Below are 18,288 nucleotides of genomic sequence, written 5' to 3' on the forward strand. Positions count from 1 at the left end.
GTGTCCGCGATTCTTGCCGAATCCGAGTCCGAGGAAGAAGCTCTACCCCAGGTGCTACAGGCCATTGCACGCAACAAAAGTTGGGATCTCGCGCTTGCGTGGGTTTTCGATGATGAGCAGATTAACTTGTATGAATGGTCGGAAATTGATGAGGACGTGTCTGATTACATTGATGCTTCGCGTGAACTGGCGCTGGAGCAGGTAGACGATTTGCCGGCTCAGGTGTTGGGCGCGAAAGATATTGTCTGGGTGCCAGACCTCAGCACTGAAGCGAGCCATAGCCGCCATGCAATTTCAACGCAGACCGGATGGTGCAACGCAGTGGCGTTTCCTTTGCAACATGGTCAGAAGTTGCTGGGCGTGATTGAGCTGGTTCGTCGTGATTGCGAACCCCTTGAGGAAGATCTGAAAGGGCTGTTGCGTATTCTGGGGCGCGACATTGCCCGGTTCATCGAGTCGGTGCGATACGAGGAAGAACTTGAGAAAAAGAATGCGCGGCTGGCGCAAGCACAGCTGATTGCCCGGATGGGGGTGTGGGAATGGCGGCCTTCCGACGATCGTCTCAGGACAAATGATGGAACGCTTATGGCGCTTGGTTTGCCCACCTCACAAACGCCCAGGAACTGCCAGGCCTATCTTGCTTTCGTACCTGAGCCTGATCGTACGCGTTTGCAAGAAGCGTTGTCGTCAGTTCAGAATCTGGACGTGGATGAAATCGAACTTGAGCACACTTTTGCAAGCCAGGATGGTGTTCGTTTATTGGTTTTAAGAGCGAAAGCGCGTACCGACCGCCATGGTCGCTTGAAGAAAATTATTGGCATGGTGCAGGATATTACCGAACGTGCCGCCTTAGAGCAGGAGTTAAGGCTTACCGCAGCGGCGGTTGAGCAGGCGGCCGAGGCAATGGTCATTTTGGACCAGCAAGGCAATATTGTGTCGGTGAATCCTGCCTTCACCCGAATTACCGGTTATAACAAAGAAGAAGTGAGGGGCAAAAGCATGTCGGCCTTGCTGCACTGGCCCACCGGTAAGCACGATGGTTCTTTCTTTCGTGCATTAACCGGCCGTCTATTAATGAGTGGCCACTGGGAAGGCGAAGTTTGGGCCCAGCGCAAGAATGGTGAGCAATTCCCCGAATTGTTGAGTATTAGCGTCATTCGCAACGCCGCCAACCAAATCACGCATTATGTCGGCGTGTTCAACGACATTTCAGATCAGAAAGATCAAGAAGAAAGGTTGCGACGGCGTGCGTTGTACGACCCGCTAACGGCGTTGCCGAATCGTTTTTTATTGCTTGATCATTTGGAAAAAGCAATCGAGCGCGCCAGCCGGCGTCAGTTGAAGTTGGCCGTGTGTTTTATGGATCTGGACCACTTCAAGCCGGTAAATGATACGTATGGGCACGAAACAGGCGATCAGTTATTGAAGCAGATTGCGGTTCGCCTGGTGCGAACGCTGCGTAAGAGCGATTTTGTGGCCCGTTTGGGGGGGGATGAATTTGTGTTGGTGCTGGAAGATATCGACGGCCTCGCCCAGGTTGAGGGTGTCGCCCAAAAAGTGGTCGATGCCCTGCGCGAACCTTTTGCCTTAAATGACGCCACCGTTGAAATAGGCTGCAGCATTGGAATTGCACTTTATCCGGATCATGCTGAACGGGCTAAAACGTTGTTGCGTTACGCAGATGAGGCTTTGTATGAAACCAAAGAGGCCGGCCGCGACGGGTATCGTATAACACGGCGTTGAACTATGCTCTATCAAGCTTTGAAACCCATAGTAGCGCTTGTATTTTTGTTGGTTTTTTCAATCGTCTTGGCGCGTCCGCCTATCGCAGACGCTCGTACCGATAATCGGCGAGCGCTGACTTCAGGAGCGGTCAAAGATTATGAAAAAGCCGTCGGGCAAATCCGGGCAACGGGGGTCGACCGCACCCGGCATTGCACCGGAACGGCAGTGGCACCTCAATTTGTGCTAACCGTGGTGCATTGCCTGTTCAACGATTTGGGTGAGCCCTATGGGAAAATTGATTTTTTCCCCGGCGCGCGAGCTAATAACGGTGAGCCTTTTGGCTCTTTTCCTGTCTTACGCTACTATCGCCCGGTTCAATACCAGCTTGACCGCAAAACAGCCGGTAATTTGCGCTATGACCTTGCCTTGGTTGAAGTGGGTTTGAATCGAAAGGGTCAGCGTATAAGCGAGGCGGCCGGCGTTGTTCCGTTTCGCGCCGCCGATGGAACCACACCCGGTGTGATGACGACTCTGGGTTATCCGAACGATAAAGAGCTATACGGCGCCTATATTCAGTCTGACTGCCGCATTCGGCTTTTTGCCCGTATTTTGTACCGTACGGAATGTTTTGCCACCAAAGGCCAAAGTGGGTCGCCGGTACTGGTTTACGATGATAATCAGCAGCGCTACTATGTTCAGGGCGTGCTTAGCGGTGTGACTAAATCGGCCAGTTTTGCAACACGTATCACGCCTGAAAGAGAAGCTATTTTGCAGGCGATTGTTCAGGGGGATTACCCTCAGGAAGTGCCGAACAACACGCGTGAAAAGTGGCAACAATATTATGTGGGTTCAGTGCCATAAGGTTGGGCGGGTTTAACCTGTGTTGCGGGGCCTTTTGATGCTGCAAGGGTCTTTCTTAAGAGGAAAAGCATGGCTGGAGTAGAGCGAACGGCAACACGCATTGCCGGTTTCAAATCAGCGGAAATGGACTTCCAACTGATGCGCTTGCTGGGCGCGGCCGGCGCCGGCGGCAGTACGGCAGGAGAAGTGTTTGCCGCCAGGGCACACATGGTTAACAACGATCCGCGTGAATGGCCCGGTGCATTTTCCCCCTTGGCCGATCGCTTGGTCAAAACGGCCGATCAGAACGTTAAACAAGGGCATCTGCCGGCGGCGGCATCCGCTTTGCTGCGGGCCGCCAATTATTATCGTTCGTCGGAATACTATTCCGATCCCTACGGCGATGGGGCGTTGCGTTTCGGGCAGGAATCCCGTAATGCCTTTATTCGGGCTGCGGGCATGTTGGCGCACCATATTGCGGCTGTCGATATTCCATTCGAAGGGCATGACTTGCCGGGTTACTTTATGCAGCCGGTATCAGGTTCCGCCGACGGCAGAACTGTCATCATCATGACGGGGTTCGACGGAACCGGGGAAGAGCTGTATTTTCAATCGGCCGCCGATGCGTTGAGTCGTGGCTATAACGTATTGATTGCAGAAGGGCCCGGGCAAGTGGGTTGTCTGCGCCGCTATCCTCATCTTTTGTTTCGGCCCGACTACGAAAAACCCATCTCGGCCGTTATTGATTACGCCGTTCGACATCAAAAGGTGGCGCCCGAGCGTTTGGCGCTGTACGGAATCAGCTATGGCGGATACTTCGCCTCACGGGCGGCGGCGCATGATCAACGGATTCGGGCATTAATTGTTAACTCTCCCATTATTGACCTGGGCGCCTATATGCGTGGGTTCGCGCATCTTGAAAGTGATGAAGTGCCGCCGGACGAGGACGTTTCTTTGGCCGAGGTGGACGAGGTCCCCGAGCAATACATGACTCAGGAGATAAAGCTGGCCTTCAAGTCGGCTTGTCGTCGTTTCGGCGTTGAGCGTTTTTCCGAATGGATTGATGTATTGAGAGATTATCGGGTTGAGAATTTGGCGGCAATCCAGTGTCCCTCGTTGGCGCTGGTGGGTGCCGGCGAAGGCGACGAGGCGTTTCGCCAACACGAACGGTTTCGGCAAGCGGTATCCGGGCCGGTAACCAGCCGCATTTTTGAGCCGGAAGAGGGCGCCGACATGCACTGCCAATTGGGTAATTTGCCGCTTTCCAACGCAGTCATTTACAACTGGCTCGACAACGTTTTCGGAAAATAGAAGATTAGTGCTTAGGGGCCGGAGCCTCGTCGTGTCGACGGCCAAAAAGAAGGGGATACAAAGCCAGGGTAAAAATGGTGGTCGCCAGAATCAGGGGCACCGCCACGCCGAAGTGCAGCAGCAAGGCTCCAATAACCGCACTGGTAAAAAACAGCAGTACGGAGCCTACCCGTCTTTGCCAGCGCGGGTTATTTCCTTTAACGAAATGGGAGTCGGCAAAGATTGCCGTATAGGTCATGGTCATGACATTCGTGGCCAAATCCTGAATGCCGTAAGAGCGGACAATTGCATTCTGGATACCCATGGAAAAGGCGAGCATGCTAACCAACGCAATTCCGCTCCAGCTATCGGGCCGCGGGGCTGTTGTTAGTGCCAGCACGCATGCACAAACAAGCACGAACCACTCTACAACGTACCCAACGCGCTGGTATCGCCCGCTTTGCCTGGCCGCATTAACGATGTAACCGCCAAGTAGTGCGCCGAAGGTAAACGCGACAATGGCGGTGATGTAATGATCCATATTGGAAAAGTGGGTTCCTGTTCCCACAGTTAGGGCCAGCAAAAGCAGGTTGCCCGTCATCATTTCCGCAAAGGCACCGCCCAGCGCCAGAAAACACACCGCGTCAATAAGGCCGCATATCGACGTGATCATGTAGAGCCCGGTGTGATATTCCCCAACATGTCGGCGTGCCCATCGCGTGGCGCTGTATGTTGGGTTGGAAATGCGCATCCTTGGCCTTTGTAAGGTTATTGATCTTGAATTGAACGGCAATGTTTTTGCTGAAAGGATTATGTCTTTAAAAAACAAAAACGCCAACCCCGAAGGATTGGCGTTTTTTTGAATTTTGGCTCCCCGAACTGGGTTCGAACCAGTGACCTGCGGATTAACAGTCCGTCGCTCTACCGACTGAGCTATCGGGGAATTGAAAGAACAATACTATAGCACACAAAAACTTTTATAGGCAAACTGGCCTGCCGTTTAGTTCTTCACCCGACCGCATTGCGGCCCGGGCGGGATAATACCCCATTTAACCATGAACGACGGGCTACGCTTGGAGCGCGACCAGTGTTGTTCGAACTCCCCCTTTATGCCGGCCGACTCATACAGCGCAATCAGTTGGGGGGACCAATATCCTTTTGCTTGGGGTGCGTAAACTACGAGGGCGCCGCAATTCAATGCCGTTGCCGGATCAAGCCAAGGTGACTGGAAGTAGTTGGCACCAATGAAAACCTGGGTGTTGCGATTCAGGTTCAGGGCGATATTACCGCCAAACCATCGGTCCGACGCCACCAGGGGCACGGGTGTATTGGGAACGTGTTGTTCCCATATGGCATTAAGTTTGCTTGCCAGCTCCGGCCCGGCAAAAACCGACCGGGCGTCGCGCCCCGCATATTCCGCAATGGGGCCGCGCGCCAGCCCGTAAGCGAGTGCCATGATCAGTTGCATTGCAACCGCCAGAACCAGGGTGCGTTGCAGCCAGATACGGTCGTTGCCTTTCAGTTTCCAGAAGGCGTAGAAGCCGAACAGAACAAAAAAAGTCGTGCCCCACGATGCGGTCAGGCTGGTTCCCAAGGCTGCCGAAATGGCAACCGTTAAAATAAAGGGGCTCAGCCCCACCCATAGCAGGAACTGTCGCGCGCCCGCATTCAGCATGCCCGCATAGGTTTGGTCGGTGACCAGGTGAAGCGTTTCAATGGGCTTGCGTCGTTGCCAGTACCACAGCGCACCCCAAAGCAGAACCATGGGGCTCAGGCGTGCCAGTTGGTCGAGCACGAACGCGATAATACTTTGCCATGCTTGCGAATAGCTGTTGCTTTGCATGGAGGCGTCGGCGTACTGCAGGGGAGCGAAATGGTGGCTGATTAGCCACAGCAAGTGCGGTAGCAACGTAACAAGGAATATGCAGGCGCCTACCAGCAAGCCTTTTTGAACTGACTTGCGACGCAAATCCCCATGCACAAGCATGAAAAGAAAAAATGCAGCGAACTGAACCAGAGCACTGTATTTGGTGAGCATGGCCAAGGCGGCGACGAAACCCAGCGCGGCCCAATTAACCAGGGAGTCGAATTTCAATGCGCGATAAAACAGCCAAACGCAGGCGGCAATTGACCAAAGCTGCGCCGTATTATGGTTGTAGATGGTTGACCGAAGCGAAAAGTACATGGTGACCGACACCATGACAGTGGCCAGGAGGGCGCGTCGCGCGGAAGTAATCTCACAGCCAAAAAGGTATACAAAAACCAATGCCGCCGCCGACATAAGCTGCCCGGCAAAAAAAGAAACCCATACTTCCCGGCCGAATAGTTCAACAAGCACATACAGAATCCAGGTGGGGAGAGGGGGGTGTTTGGCGTATCCCCATTCCAGGCTGGACGCCCAAATAAGCCCTTCCATGCCATCCAGGTAGGGGGCCCGATGGCTCGCAGCGGTGGATATCGTCCAGAGCGCGATCATCCCTAAAAGATAAATGATCAGCACCAGTAGTGGGGCGACCGATGAACTGTTTGATGATGAAGCGGAAATGCGGGAAGGGATGAGGCTCATTTTTCGGGTGCGTTCGGGGTTAAGTAAACGGTTTGCAGAAGTTTAGCGGTATGATGGCTGCTTGTCCGCTTTTGGAAGCGGATCGGCTCAAATTATTGGAACATACGGAGCATACATGGGCGAAAATGGTACGTATTACCGCAGCTTTGTGACCCTGTTAATTGTAGTGTCACTGGCATTCGGTTGGCTGTTGCTGCCTTATTACAGCGCGATATTTTGGGGAGCTGTTCTGGCGGTAAGTTTTTCGCCCTTGCACCGGCGCATTACCGAGCGCTTTCCCCGTTATCCGAATTTGTCTGCACTCGCGACATTATTCATTTGTCTTGTCATTGTGATTTTGCCGCTGCTCGTGCTCATTAGTGCTTTACTGCGGGAAGGGGCATTGATTTACCAGCGCCTTGAGAGTGGTGAGTTGAATCTCGGCTTGTACTACGAGCGCATTGTCGATGCGTTGCCGGCTTCCGTGCACCAATTATTGCAAGAGCTTGGGCTGGGGGATATGTTCAGTCTTCAGGAAAAGCTATCGGCGGGCGCCCTTGAGGGGAGCAAGTTTATTGCGGGTCAGGCCGTGAGTATTGGCCAGAACACGGCGGGTGTCGTGATTAGCCTGGGCATTATGTTGTATTTGCTTTTTTTCCTGTTGCGTGATGGTGCCCACCTGGCTCGTACGGTTAAGTTGCTTATGCCTTTGGACGATGAACATAAACTTATGCTCATTCAAAAGTTCATCACGGTGGTGCGTGCCACGATCAAGGGCAATATTGTGGTTGCCGCCACTCAGGGCGCGCTAGGCGGCTTCATTTTCTGGGTGCTGGGAATCGAAGGGGCCTTGTTGTGGGGCGTCATTATGGCGTTCCTGTCGTTATTACCGGCTGTGGGCGCCGCAATTATCTGGTTCCCGGTTGCCGTGTATTTTCTGGTTACGGGGGCCTACGTTGATGCAACTATTCTTATTGCGTTCGGCGTGTTTGTTATCGGCCTTGTCGATAATATTTTGCGCCCGCTGTTGGTCGGTAAGGATACGAAAATGCCCGATTACGTTGTGCTGGTATCCACCTTGGGCGGCTTGGCGACGTTTGGGTTGAACGGTTTTGTTATTGGCCCGTTGCTGGCGGCGTTGTTCATGTCGGTATGGTCATTGTTTCCTGCGGCAATCAAAGCGCACCATGGGCGCTAGCTAAAGATTTCAACTGAGTGGTCGTTAAACGTTTCAGTGCAAATAAAATTATTGCGAATGAGTCATAGCCATGAGTGAAAACCAGAGCCCGATGGAGCCTGTTGATGATATTGATCCGGATGATCCGTATACGTTAACGGCACCGCTGGAAATTCAGTCGGTGTTGCGTAATATTAAACTCAGTAAATCACTGGTTCACGTATACGTGCTTGGTCAGGAAGCGTCTGCCATTACCACGGTGCTCGATATCGATTCAAAAGAAAACCGCTTGGTCGTCGATTCCTTCAACGACCCCGCAGTGACGCAGCAGGTGCTGCGTGCCCGCAAGCTCATTGGCCAAGCCACGCTGGATCGCATTCATGTCAAGTTTGTGTGCCCGCCTCTGACGTCCTGTGAATTCGAAGGTAAACCTGCGCTTGAGGCGGCAATGCCAACGGCTTTATCGTATTTGCAGCGTCGGGATGCTTATCGAATCGAAACTCCGGTCGTGAACCCGGTTATGTGTACCATTACGCTCAGTGAAGAGAGCAAAACCCGCAAAGTTCGTTTGCCGCTTGCCGATATCAGCATTGGTGGAATAGGGCTTTACGATGAGCAGCAATTGCCCGAGCACTCCATTGGTACGATTTATGAAGATTGCCAGATCGCGCTGCCCGACGTGGGGAATCTAACAGCTGCGTTGCGTATTCAACACGTAACCGACCAAACCCTTACCAACGGCAAAACACGCCTGCGTTTGGGCTGTGCGTTCGTGAACCCGTCGAATTCAGCCATTAATATGGTGCAGCGCTATGTTGGACGCCTTGAGCGCGAACTGTTGGCGAAAAAGCGCGGCTTTGTCTGAAAACGCATGCAGTTTTAGAAGGCGCTTTCAAAAAACGCTATAATCGCAACCCTGAATCTTTCAGCCGATGTAGCTCAGTTGGTAGAGCAGCGCATTCGTAATGCGAAGGTCGGGGGTTCGACTCCTCTCATCGGCACCATTTAAGCACCCAAATATAAAATCCAGCCAATTGCCAGTAACGTGCTTGCCAGCGTTACCGGCACGCCGCCGCGTAAAAATTCTCCGAAACTAATGATTACGCCCTGAGCGCGTGCCTGTTCTACAACAATAATTCCCGCCAGGCTACCGAACACAATGGCGTTTGATGAAAAGCCGGTGCCCAGGGCAATGGCAGCGCCCAGTGTTTCACTTTGACCCGCGCCCGACAAAAATGGTGCAAGCAGCATGACTGCAGGGCTGTTGCCTACGATATTGCTTAACACGCCGGAGATCAGCAGCATCGGAATAGGCGAATACAGGCCTATGCCTGCATTTTTAATATCACCTAATAGTGTTTGTGGAAGGCCTGTGGCCGCCATGGCCGCATTCACCACGAACAGCCCCATAAGCAATAACAGCAGGTTACCGTCAACGTGCATCAGCATGTCGCCCGAGGCTATTTTGCGATTCAGCAGCAGTATGCTGGCGCCCGCCAGGGCAATCAGCATATGGGGCCAATCGGTAAATATGAACGCTGCGATCAGGGCCAGCGTGACAATGCCGGCTTTCAATGTTTCCACCGGGTTCAGCGCAATGGTGGGCGTTACGGGCTGTGGCGTTTGTGCAGTGGCGGTTGTGACTGATGCGTCAAGCACCCAGCGCTCGCGATAGCACAACATGAGTACGAGCCAGATGAGCAGGAGACCAATGACCGATGGTACAAGCGTAATACTTGAAAAGCTGGTGAACGAGATGTTCAATGTTTGCGCAATAATCATGTTTTGCGGGCTGCCGATTAATGTGGCGGTTGACCCCACGTTGGTGGCAAAACAAAACCCTAATAGAAAAGGTACCGGGTTCAGCTTGCGTGCCAGCGTAATCGCGCATAGAACCGGTGTCATGGCAACGACAACGACATCGTTGGTCAGTAAGGCCGATAACACGCCGCCCACCACAATCAACAGGCCCAGCAGCGTGCTTGGGCCGACTTTTAGTTCGCCCACTTTCCGGGCCGTCCAGTCGTAAAACCCACCCACGACAAACGCCGCCGACACCACCATCAGGCCGAACAGCAAACCAATGGTATTGACGTCGATCGACGTCCAGGCTTGCGTTGGTGTGATGCGTCCAAAAACAATCAACAGCATGGCGCCCAATAGCGCGGCACCGGTACGATCGACCGTGAAGCCGGGTAAATGCCCCACTCCCATGGCAATATAAACAAGAATGAACAGGGCGAGGGTCAGGTCCATGGGTAGTCCGGTGGGTGTTGAGTACGTAGCAACCTGGTAAAAAGCGTTGCTGACGAATATTACTGCTTTGTTCCGGCGTAAGCATATTGTGCCGATACAATACCCCCATACAATTTCTATTTGGTCAATAACAACATCGGAGAGCTTGGATGGCTTACGACAGCAATAATATTTTTGCCAAAATTCTGCGTGGCGAGGCGCCTTGTGTAAGGGTGTATGAAGATGAGCGCACGTTGGTGTTCATGGACTTAATGCCACAGGCTGATGGGCATTTGCTTGTTATTCCCAAAGAGCCGGCTGAAACCTTGCTGGATGTGTCGGAAGAGGGGGCCCAGGCGTGTATTCGCGTGACGCGCCGCATGGCGATTGCCGTGAAAAAGGCGTTAGGCGTTGAGGGCATTCATATTGCCCAGTTGAATGGGGTGGCCGCGGGGCAAACGGTACCACATTGCCATTTTCATGTGATTCCGCATGAAAAAGGGGTGGTGTTGCGTATGCATGCAGCCGAACCCGTGGCGCGCGAGGAACTGGAAGCGATGGCAGAGCGTATTCGGGCCTATTTGTAGCGTGTGACCTTTTGTTCTACCGAAACGATACAGTTTCGTCCTGGTTTAAATAAATGGTTGTGGTGCTGGGTGGCGTGTGTGCAATAACACGCCCTGCACGCACAGAGTAATGCGCACGAACCTGACGTCGCAGGGCGTCGAAGCCGCTGGTTGCGGGCAGGATAACCAGGTTGGCGGCTTTGCCTTCCTGAATACCATAATTGGCCAGGCCCAGGGTGGTGGCGCTACGTGTGGTGATCAGGTCGAGCCCCTCGTCCAGTTCCTGATAGCCCATCATTTGGGTAATATGCATGCCCATGTGCAGTACTTGCAGCATATTGGCTGTGCCGAGCGGGTACCAGGGGTCGAACACGTCGTCGTGGCCGAAGCACACATTCAGGCCTTCGGCCAGCAACTCTTTAACCCGGGTAATGCCTCGGCGTTTGGGGTAGGTGTCGAAACGCCCTTGCAGGTGAATGTTCACCAAAGGGTTGGCGACGAAGTTAATGCCCGACATTCTCAGCAAACGCATCAGGCGCGAGGTATAGGCGCCGTTGTAGCTGTGCATGGCAGTGGTATGGCTGGCGGTTACCTTTGCGCCCAGGCCCTCCCGGTAAGCCAACATCGCCAGTGTTTCCAGAAATCGGGATTGTTCGTCGTCAATTTCGTCGCAATGCACATCTATGGGGCGGTCGTACTTCATGGCTAATGCAACGGCTTTGTGCAGCGATTCAACGCCCAGTTCGCGTGTGAACTCAAAATGGGGAATCGCGCCCACGACGTCGGCGCCCATGCGCAGGGCCTCATCAAGCAATTCTTCGCCATTGGGATACGACAAAATACCTTCTTGAGGGAAGGCCACGATTTGCAGATCAACCCAGGGCGACACTTCACTGCGCACTTCCAGCATGGCTTTCAAGGCCATTAAGGAGGCATCGGAAACGTCAACATGAGTGCGTACGTGTTGTACTCCGTTGGCAATATGCCATTTCAGAGTGGTCCACGCACGGCTTTTAACATCTTCCATGTTCAGCATGGATTTGCGTTCGGCCCAGCGTTCAATGCCCTCAAACAGCGTTCCCGATTGGTTCCAGTTGGGTTGCCCGGCCGTTTGGGTGGTGTCTAGATGAATGTGCGGCTCCACAAATGGGGCGATCACCAACCCTTCTTGTGCATCAAGGCTGCCTGATTGCTCGTTTGCGGGCAGGTTCTCGCCGGCGGGGGCGATACGCTCAATACGGTCGTTTGAGAGTTGAAGTTGCCACAAACCTTCCTGTTGGGGCAAACGTGCGTTGGTAATGTGCATACTGATTCTTCAGGCAAACAGAATGGCAATATTTAGCGCCAGGGCCAGTGTCCAGACCAGGCTGCGAAGCGTGCCGTATCCCCCGATATAGCAGGCCAGGTAGCCCAGGCGCACGATAATCCAGGCGCCCATCAGGCCGGCCAGCCAGCCTGGGTTGGCGTTCTGGTGCAGGGCGTACAGGCAGGCGGCAAAGAAAAACGGCAAGGCTTCAAAGGTATTGGTTTGTGCTGCATTCGCCCGCGCACGCCAACCTTGCAAAGCAGCCAGCCAAGGGCGGGGTTGTTCATTATCGAAGCCTTTGGCGCCGGCTTTTGCGCACCCGGCCGCAATAATCGGGAGTAGGGCGGCAATAAGAAACAACCAGGTGATGGTATGCATGATGACTCCTTGGAAGCAAAAAACAAGCAGGCTAAGTATTCGGCCCGGTACCGCGTGGCAACCCAAGATTGCGCAGCTTTTCGCCCTGCATGACCTTGGTTTCAATGTCCTCTAGGCGAACGCGCCGGGTTTCCGGCAAATAAATGATGCTGATGATCAGTGACATTAGGCAAACCACCATGAAAATGCCAATTGTGGCGCTTAACCCGATGGCATTGATGACCGACAGGAAAGTAAATGCAATGGTGGCGTTGAAAAGCCAACTGATTGAAGAGGCGACGGCAATGCCGTTTTCACGGATTGCACTGGGGAAAAGCTCAGACATCATGACATAGGGTAAGGGCCCCAGGCTGATGGCAAACGCAATGATAAAGAGGCACAAGCCAATTAGCCCAATATAGGGCATGGCATAGAGTGACGCCAAAATGACCAGCGCCAGGCCGACCGTCATGAGAGCGGAGCCGAAAATCAGCAATGGACGTCGCCCGGCGTTGTCGACCAGTTTCAGCGCAACAATGGTAGCCAGAAAATTGGCCAGCCCGAGCCCGAACGTGGCGGCCAGTGAGGCAGTGCCGGGCGCAAACCCCAGTGTCTGGAAGAGGTGGGGGGCATAATAGAGGATGGCGTCGATGCCGCTGAAATTTTGCAGAATGAAAAGCGTACTGCACAGCACCAGCACGGCAACAATGCTGGTGCGGGATTTTTTTGTGGGGGTGGCCGGGTGTGCTGCGGGGGGCACATGTGTGTTTGCATCGAGGTTTTCTTCCTGGCGTGCGGCTTCATGCCACTCTTGCTGCAGGGATAACGCCTGCGCAGCCTTCCCGGCCTCTTCCAACCGTGACTTTGCGCTTAGCCAGCGTGGGCTTTCCGGAAGATTAAATAAAACCAAAACACCCAAAACGCCGGGAATGATGCCAACGCCCATAATGTGGAACCACGACCAAGACGACACGAACAGCAGTGCCACGGTGTACGACAGTAAGATGCCCGCCGTGATGGCCAGCTGAAAAAGAGCCACGACGGCGCCGCGTTTTCGGGCCGGGGTAGTTTCAGCGGCGTACATAGGTACGACCATGGACGACAGCCCGATCGATAAGCCTAAAGCCAGGCGCGCACCGATCAGAACGCCGTACGCAGGTTCGGAAAGAATCACGGCATACCCGGCCAAGGTTAAAGCGAATGCCAGATACATAACAGGGCGTCTTCCCCAGCGTGAAGACAAGGGGGCGGCCAGCATGGCACCCGCAAAGCAGGCAATGACCAACGTTGAAACCAGTGTTTCCTGAGCGCTGGTATTGAGCTGGAATATCACGGCTAAGCGTTCCAGTACGCCGGCAATAGAGGTGATGCCAAAACCAAACAAAATGCCGAAACAGCAAACCAGGGCGGCAACGCGATAACTGGGGTCCAAACCTCTCAAAGCACTGTCCTTTTTTATTGGTTATTCCGCATAGACTTCAACGGTTCCTGACTTTACACTGTGCGACGCTGTCCGACCACCCCTTGTCATTCTGGAGTTACCCGTTATGTCGTCGAATTCTGCTTCTACGTCCGCCGAGCAACTGGCCATTGATGGCGGCCAACCTGTTAGAACCGAACCATTGCCCTGGGAATTTCCAGGCGCAGGATGGATGAATGAAGAAGAACGCGAATTGGTTATGCGGGTGGTCGATGCACACAGCCCGTTCCGCTTCTACGGGCCGCAGGCCCAGCATATGGTCGACGTTTTCGAGAAAGAATGGTGCGAGAAATATGGGCACAAGCATGCTTTAGGCGTGTCCTCCGGCACGGCAGGCTTAAGCATTGCCATGTCGGCGTTGGGGCTGGGGCCCGGCGACGAGGTACTGGTGCCCGGATATTTATGGGTCAGTTGCGTATCTGCCGTTGTGCGCTCGGGTGCCATCCCCCGCCTGGTGGATGTCGACAACACATTTTGCCTGGACCCGAACGATTTGCGAGACAAGATCGGGCCGCAAACGCGGGCGGTGTTATGCGTTCACATGAGCGGAGCCCCGGGGCGGATCGACGAAATTGCGGCCATCTGCCGGGAAAATCGTCTGGCCCTTATTGAAGATTGTGCACAGGCTTCGGGAGCCAGCTTTAAAGGGCAGGCCGTTGGCACGTTCGGTGATATCGGTGTGTTCAGTTTTCAGTTGAACAAAAACATGACATCCGGCGAGGGAGGCATGGTTGTTACGCAGAGCGATGCGTTGTTCAAACGGATCGTTGCGTTGCACGACTTGGGATATCCGCGTACCCCGGCAGGGCGGCTTGACACCTCCGACCCGAATACCCAGCTTTGGGGCGTTGGCGCACGCATGCCGGAATTAACCGGGGCCATGGCGCTGGCACAAATGCGCAAGCTGGAGAAAATTACTGGCGCGATGCGAGGGGCGAAATGGCGTATCCGCGAAGCGCTCGAGGGCACACCAGGCCTTGAGTTTCGTCATGTGCCCGATCCTGCCGGAGACTCCGGGCCTTTCATGCTGATGCTATTACCCACGGAAGATCATGCGCAACGCTTTGTCGATGCCCTGAAAGCCGAGGGGATTCGGGGGCCGGACGGCAGCCTGGCTTGCCTGACCATGCGTGATTGGGGCCTGCACTGGTATTCCAATATTCCAAGCCTGGTGAATAAACGTTCGAACAGCGCCGATGGCTTTCCATGGTCGCATCCGCTGAATTCATTTGCAGAGCAGTACAGCTATGAGCATGGCGCGTTGCCGGAATGCGACGCGATGCATGCACGCGGCGCATTGCTCACCATTGCCTCTGTTTTGAAAGATAACGATATCGACGACATTATTACAGCCATTAAGAAAGTATCTCGCGCGGTCTTACGCTGAATCGATCGCCTGTAAAACAACCAATCAAAAAACTCAGGGAGAGTCAGGTGATTTATTTTGTTGCGTTGGTGGCGGGTCTTGCCGGCATTCTGTTTGGTTTCGATGAAGGGGTGATTGCCGGCGCGCTGTCGTCTTTGCGCGCCGAGTTTCAGATAACCTCGCTGGAAGAGGGCATGATGACAGCCGCCGTGCCGTTTGGCGCGCTGTTCGGTGCTTTATTGGCCGGGTCGTTGGCCGAGCGTTTCGGTCGTCGTCAAACCCTATTGTTTGCGTCTGTTTTGTTCGTGATCGGTGCGTTGTGCGCCGGCTTGGCGCCGGGGGTGTGGGTGCTGACAGGATGCCGGTTAGTGCTGGGCCTGGCGGTGGGGGTGGCCGCGATGGTGGCGCCTTTATATATCTCTGAAAGCGCGCCCAGTAAGCAGCGCGGTATGCTGGTTTCGGTTTATCAGCTTGCCATTACCATTGGTATTCTTTCGGCCTATCTGGTGAATTTCGCCTTCGACGATAAGTGGCGCACTATGTTTATGCTGGGCGCTTTGCCGGGTATTGCCCTGTTCCTTGGCATGGCGGTTTTGAAAGATACGCCGCGCTGGTACATTTTGAAAGGGCGTACCGAAGACGCTCGACGTGCCCTGCAACGGGTCCGTGGTACGTCTGTAAGTCAGCATGAAATTGAATCAGAGCTTGGGCATATTAAAGCGGCGATGGACACGAACGGTTCCGGTCGTTGGGCCGATTTGCTGGCACCTGTCGTCCGGCCGGCGTTCATTGTGGGTATCGGGCTCTTTTTCCTGCAACAGCTAAGTGGCATTAACGCCGTTATTTACTATGCGCCTACGGTTTTTCAAGAGGCCGGTTTTGATTCCGGCTCCACCCAGCTCATGGCCACGATTGGCGTCGGGGTGGTTAATGTACTCATGACGTTGGTTGGTATGTATCTTATCGACCGCATCGGGCGTCGTCGCCTCTTGTTCTTGGGGTTCGTGGGCACCGCGTTGGGTTTGGGCATGATTGCCGTGGGTGCGGCAACCGGTATACAGTCGCTCGATATTCTTGCCGTCATCGGTATGGCGCTTTATATCGCGGCCTTTGCCGCCAGTATCGGTCCTTTGCCCTGGGTCATGATGGCTGAAATTTTTCCATCTCATGTGCGTGGCATGGCGATGGGCGTTACCTCGCTTACTAATTGGGGTTTTAATTTTCTGGTCGTGTTTTCGTTTCCGGTTCTGGTGTCGTCGCTTGGGCTGGGCGGGGTGTTCGGCATTTACGCGCTGGTCTGTGTTGCAGGCGTGATCTTTACCTATTTGCGTATTCCTGAAACCAGCGGTGTTTCGCTCGAAGACATCGAAAAACATTTGTTGTCGGGCCGTCCGTTTCATATGTTGGGTCAGTTTGCACCACCGTCTATGCACACCGACGCACCGGACATTACCCAGGATCAGGCGCATGAAATGCTGACTCAACTTGTCGAGTTCAGTCCGTATCGTACCTATTTGCGCCCTTTAATTAACCGAATTAGCGAAGTGGGTTACGACAATCGTCAGGTTCGCACGGCGCTGCGCATTGTTTATGCGCGGGTCGGCGGCCGGCCGGGGCAAACGCTAACGCAGCACGATATGGGGCCCGAACGCGAGACTTTCGTGGCGTTTTTTGAACATATCCGGTTTGCCTCGCCGTCGTTTTTGCAATGGGTTGGAGAGCCGCAAGTGGACAACAAAGGAGATTCGCGTGGAGCGTGACTATGATTGCGATGTGTGTATTGTAGGAACAGGCGCAGGGGGCGGTATTCTTGCTCATCAGTTGGCCAAGGCCGGTGTGAGTGTCTGGTCACTTGAACAAGGTCCGCGTCTTCAAGACGATTTCTTTAAAACGGTTATGCCACCGGGTCCGGGCTCCACTTTCGGTATAGGTCGGAACACTGTTTGGCCCAGCGATCCGCACGACAGCCTGTTTGTTCACCCCTTGTTTGCCGACGGTCAACACGGCTCAACAGCGCGTCCCCAAGGGGGCTTTCAGCATTTTCAGGTTTTGGCGGTTAATGGGCTGCAAAATTTATGGAATGGGGTTAGCGTGCGATTCGCCCGCGAAGATTTCAAGTATTGGCCAATTGAAGGCCAATCGCTGGATTCACATTACAGTGCGGTCGAAAAACTCATTACAGTCTGTGGAACACGTGAAGGTCTTGATGCGCTTCCGGATGGTGAGTTCATTGAGCCCAAACCTTTGCGTCCGGCCGATCACATGATTGTTGATGCCGTGCAAAAGCTGAAAGATGGCTATTCTTATGCGATTCCCAATCGTAAAGCCATTAATACGCGTCAGGGGATGGCCACGTCCTGCGTGTCCACCGGCATTTGTACCTCTGGCTGCCCGGTAGGTTCGGTTTACAAGTTTACGGCACGCTTGTTGCCTGAAATTGCTACGCTGGCAAACTACCGTTTGGTCTCTAATGCAAAGGTGTTGCGTGTGTTGCGCAGTGCGCAACACAATAATCAAGTTGATGAAGTAGAGTACCTCGACACGCAAACGCAGGAAAAGCGCCGGGTTCGGGCACGCGTGGTGGTGTTGGCAACGGGGGCCGTCGAAACGCCCCGTATTTTGTTCAATTCCGCAGATGCAACCGATCCCCAGGGTTTGGGTAACGCAGGCGATATGCTGGGTCGCGGCTTGCAGGATAATCCTAAGGTGGTGTTGTCCACTTCATTGCGTCGGCTGTGGGGCAAGCAGCGCGATTACGACATTGGTTACGGCGATTTGCTGATCTTAATGTCGCGCGGCAAGTTGGCCGATGGCGCCGAATTTCCGTTTATTGGTCACGCCATTCACGGTATTCCCGATGTCCCTCACTACCTGGGTCAAATGAAATGGATGCCGCCACGCATCAAGGAACGGATGGCAAAGTACCTGTTTTACAGTTACGTCACGCTTGGGCTCTTTTGTGCCGGCGAGCGCAAACTCGATAATAAAGTCCGGCTCGCCGACACCACGGATCGTTACGGGGTGAGGCAGGTGGCGGTTGATTTCACCATGCCGGAATCGGTTCATGAGCAAATGGACGTCATGATGGCATGGGGCCGGAAAATTTTGAAGTCGGCCTCTTCCACAATGATTTATGAAACCCGCGACAACAGTGGCACCGGTATTCATTATGCGGGTACCACCGCCATGTCGGCCGATGCGTCCGAAGGCGTGGTCGACGGCCATCTGCGCGTGCACGGTTTCGATAACCTGTACGTGTGTGATGGCGGCGTCGTTCCGCACCTGCCGGATAAGCACCTGACGCTGACCATTATGGCACTTTCACACCGTCTGGCTCAGCGCTTGTCGGTTCAGTTTCAGCCGCTTGAAGTGCAAACGGGGCAAACTGCCTGAGGGGCGTT

The 18,288-nt window shown here is 54.0% G+C and carries 16 protein-coding genes and 2 tRNA genes; 11 read left to right on the plus strand and 7 right to left on the minus strand.

Annotated features, from left to right (window positions below):
* From G9Q38_RS08375 to G9Q38_RS08385, 3 genes are all read left to right on the plus strand, one after another.
* Positions 1–1,743 carry a sensor domain-containing diguanylate cyclase gene (locus G9Q38_RS08375; RefSeq protein WP_166129821.1) on the plus strand — a complete coding sequence of 581 codons (1,743 nt, stop codon included), beginning with the start codon at positions 1–3 and terminating at the stop codon, positions 1,741–1,743.
* Positions 1,744–1,746: 3 nt separating this feature from the next.
* Positions 1,747–2,586 carry a trypsin-like serine peptidase gene (locus tag G9Q38_RS08380; RefSeq protein ID WP_166129824.1) on the plus strand — a complete coding sequence of 280 codons (840 nt, stop codon included), beginning with the start codon at positions 1,747–1,749 and terminating at the stop codon, positions 2,584–2,586.
* A gap of 69 nt (positions 2,587–2,655) precedes the next feature.
* Positions 2,656–3,876, plus strand: coding sequence for an alpha/beta hydrolase family protein (locus G9Q38_RS08385; protein ID WP_166129826.1), 1,221 nt, complete (start codon positions 2,656–2,658; stop codon positions 3,874–3,876).
* A gap of 4 nt (positions 3,877–3,880) precedes the next feature.
* Here G9Q38_RS08385 and G9Q38_RS08390 read toward each other — a convergent pair whose 3' ends face one another.
* Positions 3,881–4,528, minus strand: coding sequence for a YoaK family protein (locus G9Q38_RS08390; protein WP_166129829.1), 648 nt, complete (start codon positions 4,526–4,528; stop codon positions 3,881–3,883).
* 46 nt (positions 4,529–4,574) lie between these two features.
* On the opposite strand from G9Q38_RS08390, the gene G9Q38_RS08395 reads away from it, so the two are divergent.
* Complete coding sequence (locus G9Q38_RS08395; protein ID WP_166129832.1) at positions 4,575–4,718, plus strand: hypothetical protein; 144 nt, start codon at positions 4,575–4,577, stop codon at positions 4,716–4,718.
* Between the two features lie 4 nt (positions 4,719–4,722).
* On the opposite strand, the gene G9Q38_RS08400 is transcribed toward G9Q38_RS08395, so the two are convergent.
* Both G9Q38_RS08400 and G9Q38_RS08405 read right to left on the minus strand, forming a co-directional pair.
* Positions 4,723–4,798, minus strand: a tRNA-Asn gene (locus G9Q38_RS08400).
* Positions 4,799–4,855: 57 nt separating this feature from the next.
* Positions 4,856–6,421 carry a glycosyltransferase family 39 protein gene (locus G9Q38_RS08405; protein ID WP_166129834.1) on the minus strand — a complete coding sequence of 522 codons (1,566 nt, stop codon included), beginning with the start codon at positions 6,419–6,421 and terminating at the stop codon, positions 4,856–4,858.
* Between the two features lie 115 nt (positions 6,422–6,536).
* Between G9Q38_RS08405 and G9Q38_RS08410 the strand changes: the two genes are divergently transcribed.
* From G9Q38_RS08410 to G9Q38_RS08420, 3 genes are all read left to right on the plus strand, one after another.
* Positions 6,537–7,598 carry an AI-2E family transporter gene (locus tag G9Q38_RS08410; protein ID WP_166129837.1) on the plus strand — a complete coding sequence of 354 codons (1,062 nt, stop codon included), beginning with the start codon at positions 6,537–6,539 and terminating at the stop codon, positions 7,596–7,598.
* Between the two features lie 70 nt (positions 7,599–7,668).
* The gene (locus G9Q38_RS08415) at positions 7,669–8,442 is read left to right on the plus strand and encodes a flagellar brake protein (protein ID WP_166129840.1); all 774 of its coding nucleotides are present in this window, start codon (positions 7,669–7,671) and stop codon (positions 8,440–8,442) included.
* Between the two features lie 63 nt (positions 8,443–8,505).
* Positions 8,506–8,581: transfer RNA gene (locus G9Q38_RS08420), tRNA-Thr, on the plus strand.
* Position 8,582: 1 nt separating this feature from the next.
* Here G9Q38_RS08420 and G9Q38_RS08425 read toward each other — a convergent pair.
* On the minus strand, positions 8,583–9,833 hold the full coding sequence (locus tag G9Q38_RS08425; RefSeq protein ID WP_166129843.1) for an ArsB/NhaD family transporter: 1,251 nt from the start codon (positions 9,831–9,833) through the stop codon (positions 8,583–8,585).
* Positions 9,834–9,982: 149 nt separating this feature from the next.
* Here G9Q38_RS08425 and G9Q38_RS08430 point away from each other — a divergent pair, with 149 nt between their 5' ends.
* Positions 9,983–10,399: an HIT family protein gene (locus tag G9Q38_RS08430; RefSeq protein ID WP_166129846.1), complete on the plus strand. Its 417-nt coding sequence runs from the start codon at positions 9,983–9,985 to the stop codon at positions 10,397–10,399.
* Between the two features lie 16 nt (positions 10,400–10,415).
* On the opposite strand, the gene G9Q38_RS08435 is transcribed toward G9Q38_RS08430, so the two are convergent.
* Genes G9Q38_RS08435 through G9Q38_RS08445 form a run of 3 tightly spaced genes read right to left on the minus strand, consistent with a single transcriptional unit; the run spans position 10,416 to position 13,482 of the window.
* The gene (locus G9Q38_RS08435; protein WP_166129849.1) at positions 10,416–11,684 is read right to left on the minus strand and encodes a cytosine deaminase; all 1,269 of its coding nucleotides are present in this window, start codon (positions 11,682–11,684) and stop codon (positions 10,416–10,418) included.
* A gap of 9 nt (positions 11,685–11,693) precedes the next feature.
* Positions 11,694–12,062: an MAPEG family protein gene (locus G9Q38_RS08440; protein WP_166129851.1), complete on the minus strand. Its 369-nt coding sequence runs from the start codon at positions 12,060–12,062 to the stop codon at positions 11,694–11,696.
* Positions 12,063–12,093: 31 nt separating this feature from the next.
* A complete protein-coding gene (locus tag G9Q38_RS08445; protein WP_205962271.1) occupies positions 12,094–13,482 on the minus strand; it encodes a sugar porter family MFS transporter in 1,389 nt (462 codons plus the stop codon).
* 106 nt (positions 13,483–13,588) lie between these two features.
* On the opposite strand from G9Q38_RS08445, the gene G9Q38_RS08450 reads away from it, so the two are divergent.
* Genes G9Q38_RS08450 through G9Q38_RS08460 form a run of 3 tightly spaced genes read left to right on the plus strand, consistent with a single transcriptional unit; the run spans position 13,589 to position 18,280 of the window.
* Positions 13,589–14,908 (plus strand): DegT/DnrJ/EryC1/StrS family aminotransferase, encoded by a 1,320-nt coding sequence (locus G9Q38_RS08450; RefSeq protein WP_166129854.1) that lies wholly within the window; start codon positions 13,589–13,591, stop codon positions 14,906–14,908.
* 23 nt (positions 14,909–14,931) lie between these two features.
* On the plus strand, positions 14,932–16,647 hold the full coding sequence (locus tag G9Q38_RS08455) for a sugar porter family MFS transporter (protein ID WP_166132352.1): 1,716 nt from the start codon (positions 14,932–14,934) through the stop codon (positions 16,645–16,647).
* A complete protein-coding gene (locus G9Q38_RS08460; RefSeq protein WP_205962273.1) occupies positions 16,637–18,280 on the plus strand; it encodes a GMC oxidoreductase in 1,644 nt (547 codons plus the stop codon). Before G9Q38_RS08455 ends, G9Q38_RS08460 begins: the two co-directional genes overlap by 11 nt.
* Positions 18,281–18,288: the final 8 nt, after the last annotated feature.

This window comes from Pusillimonas sp. DMV24BSW_D, assembly GCF_011388195.1.
In the GTDB taxonomy this organism is placed as follows: domain Bacteria; phylum Pseudomonadota; class Gammaproteobacteria; order Burkholderiales; family Burkholderiaceae_B; genus Neopusillimonas; species Neopusillimonas aestuarii.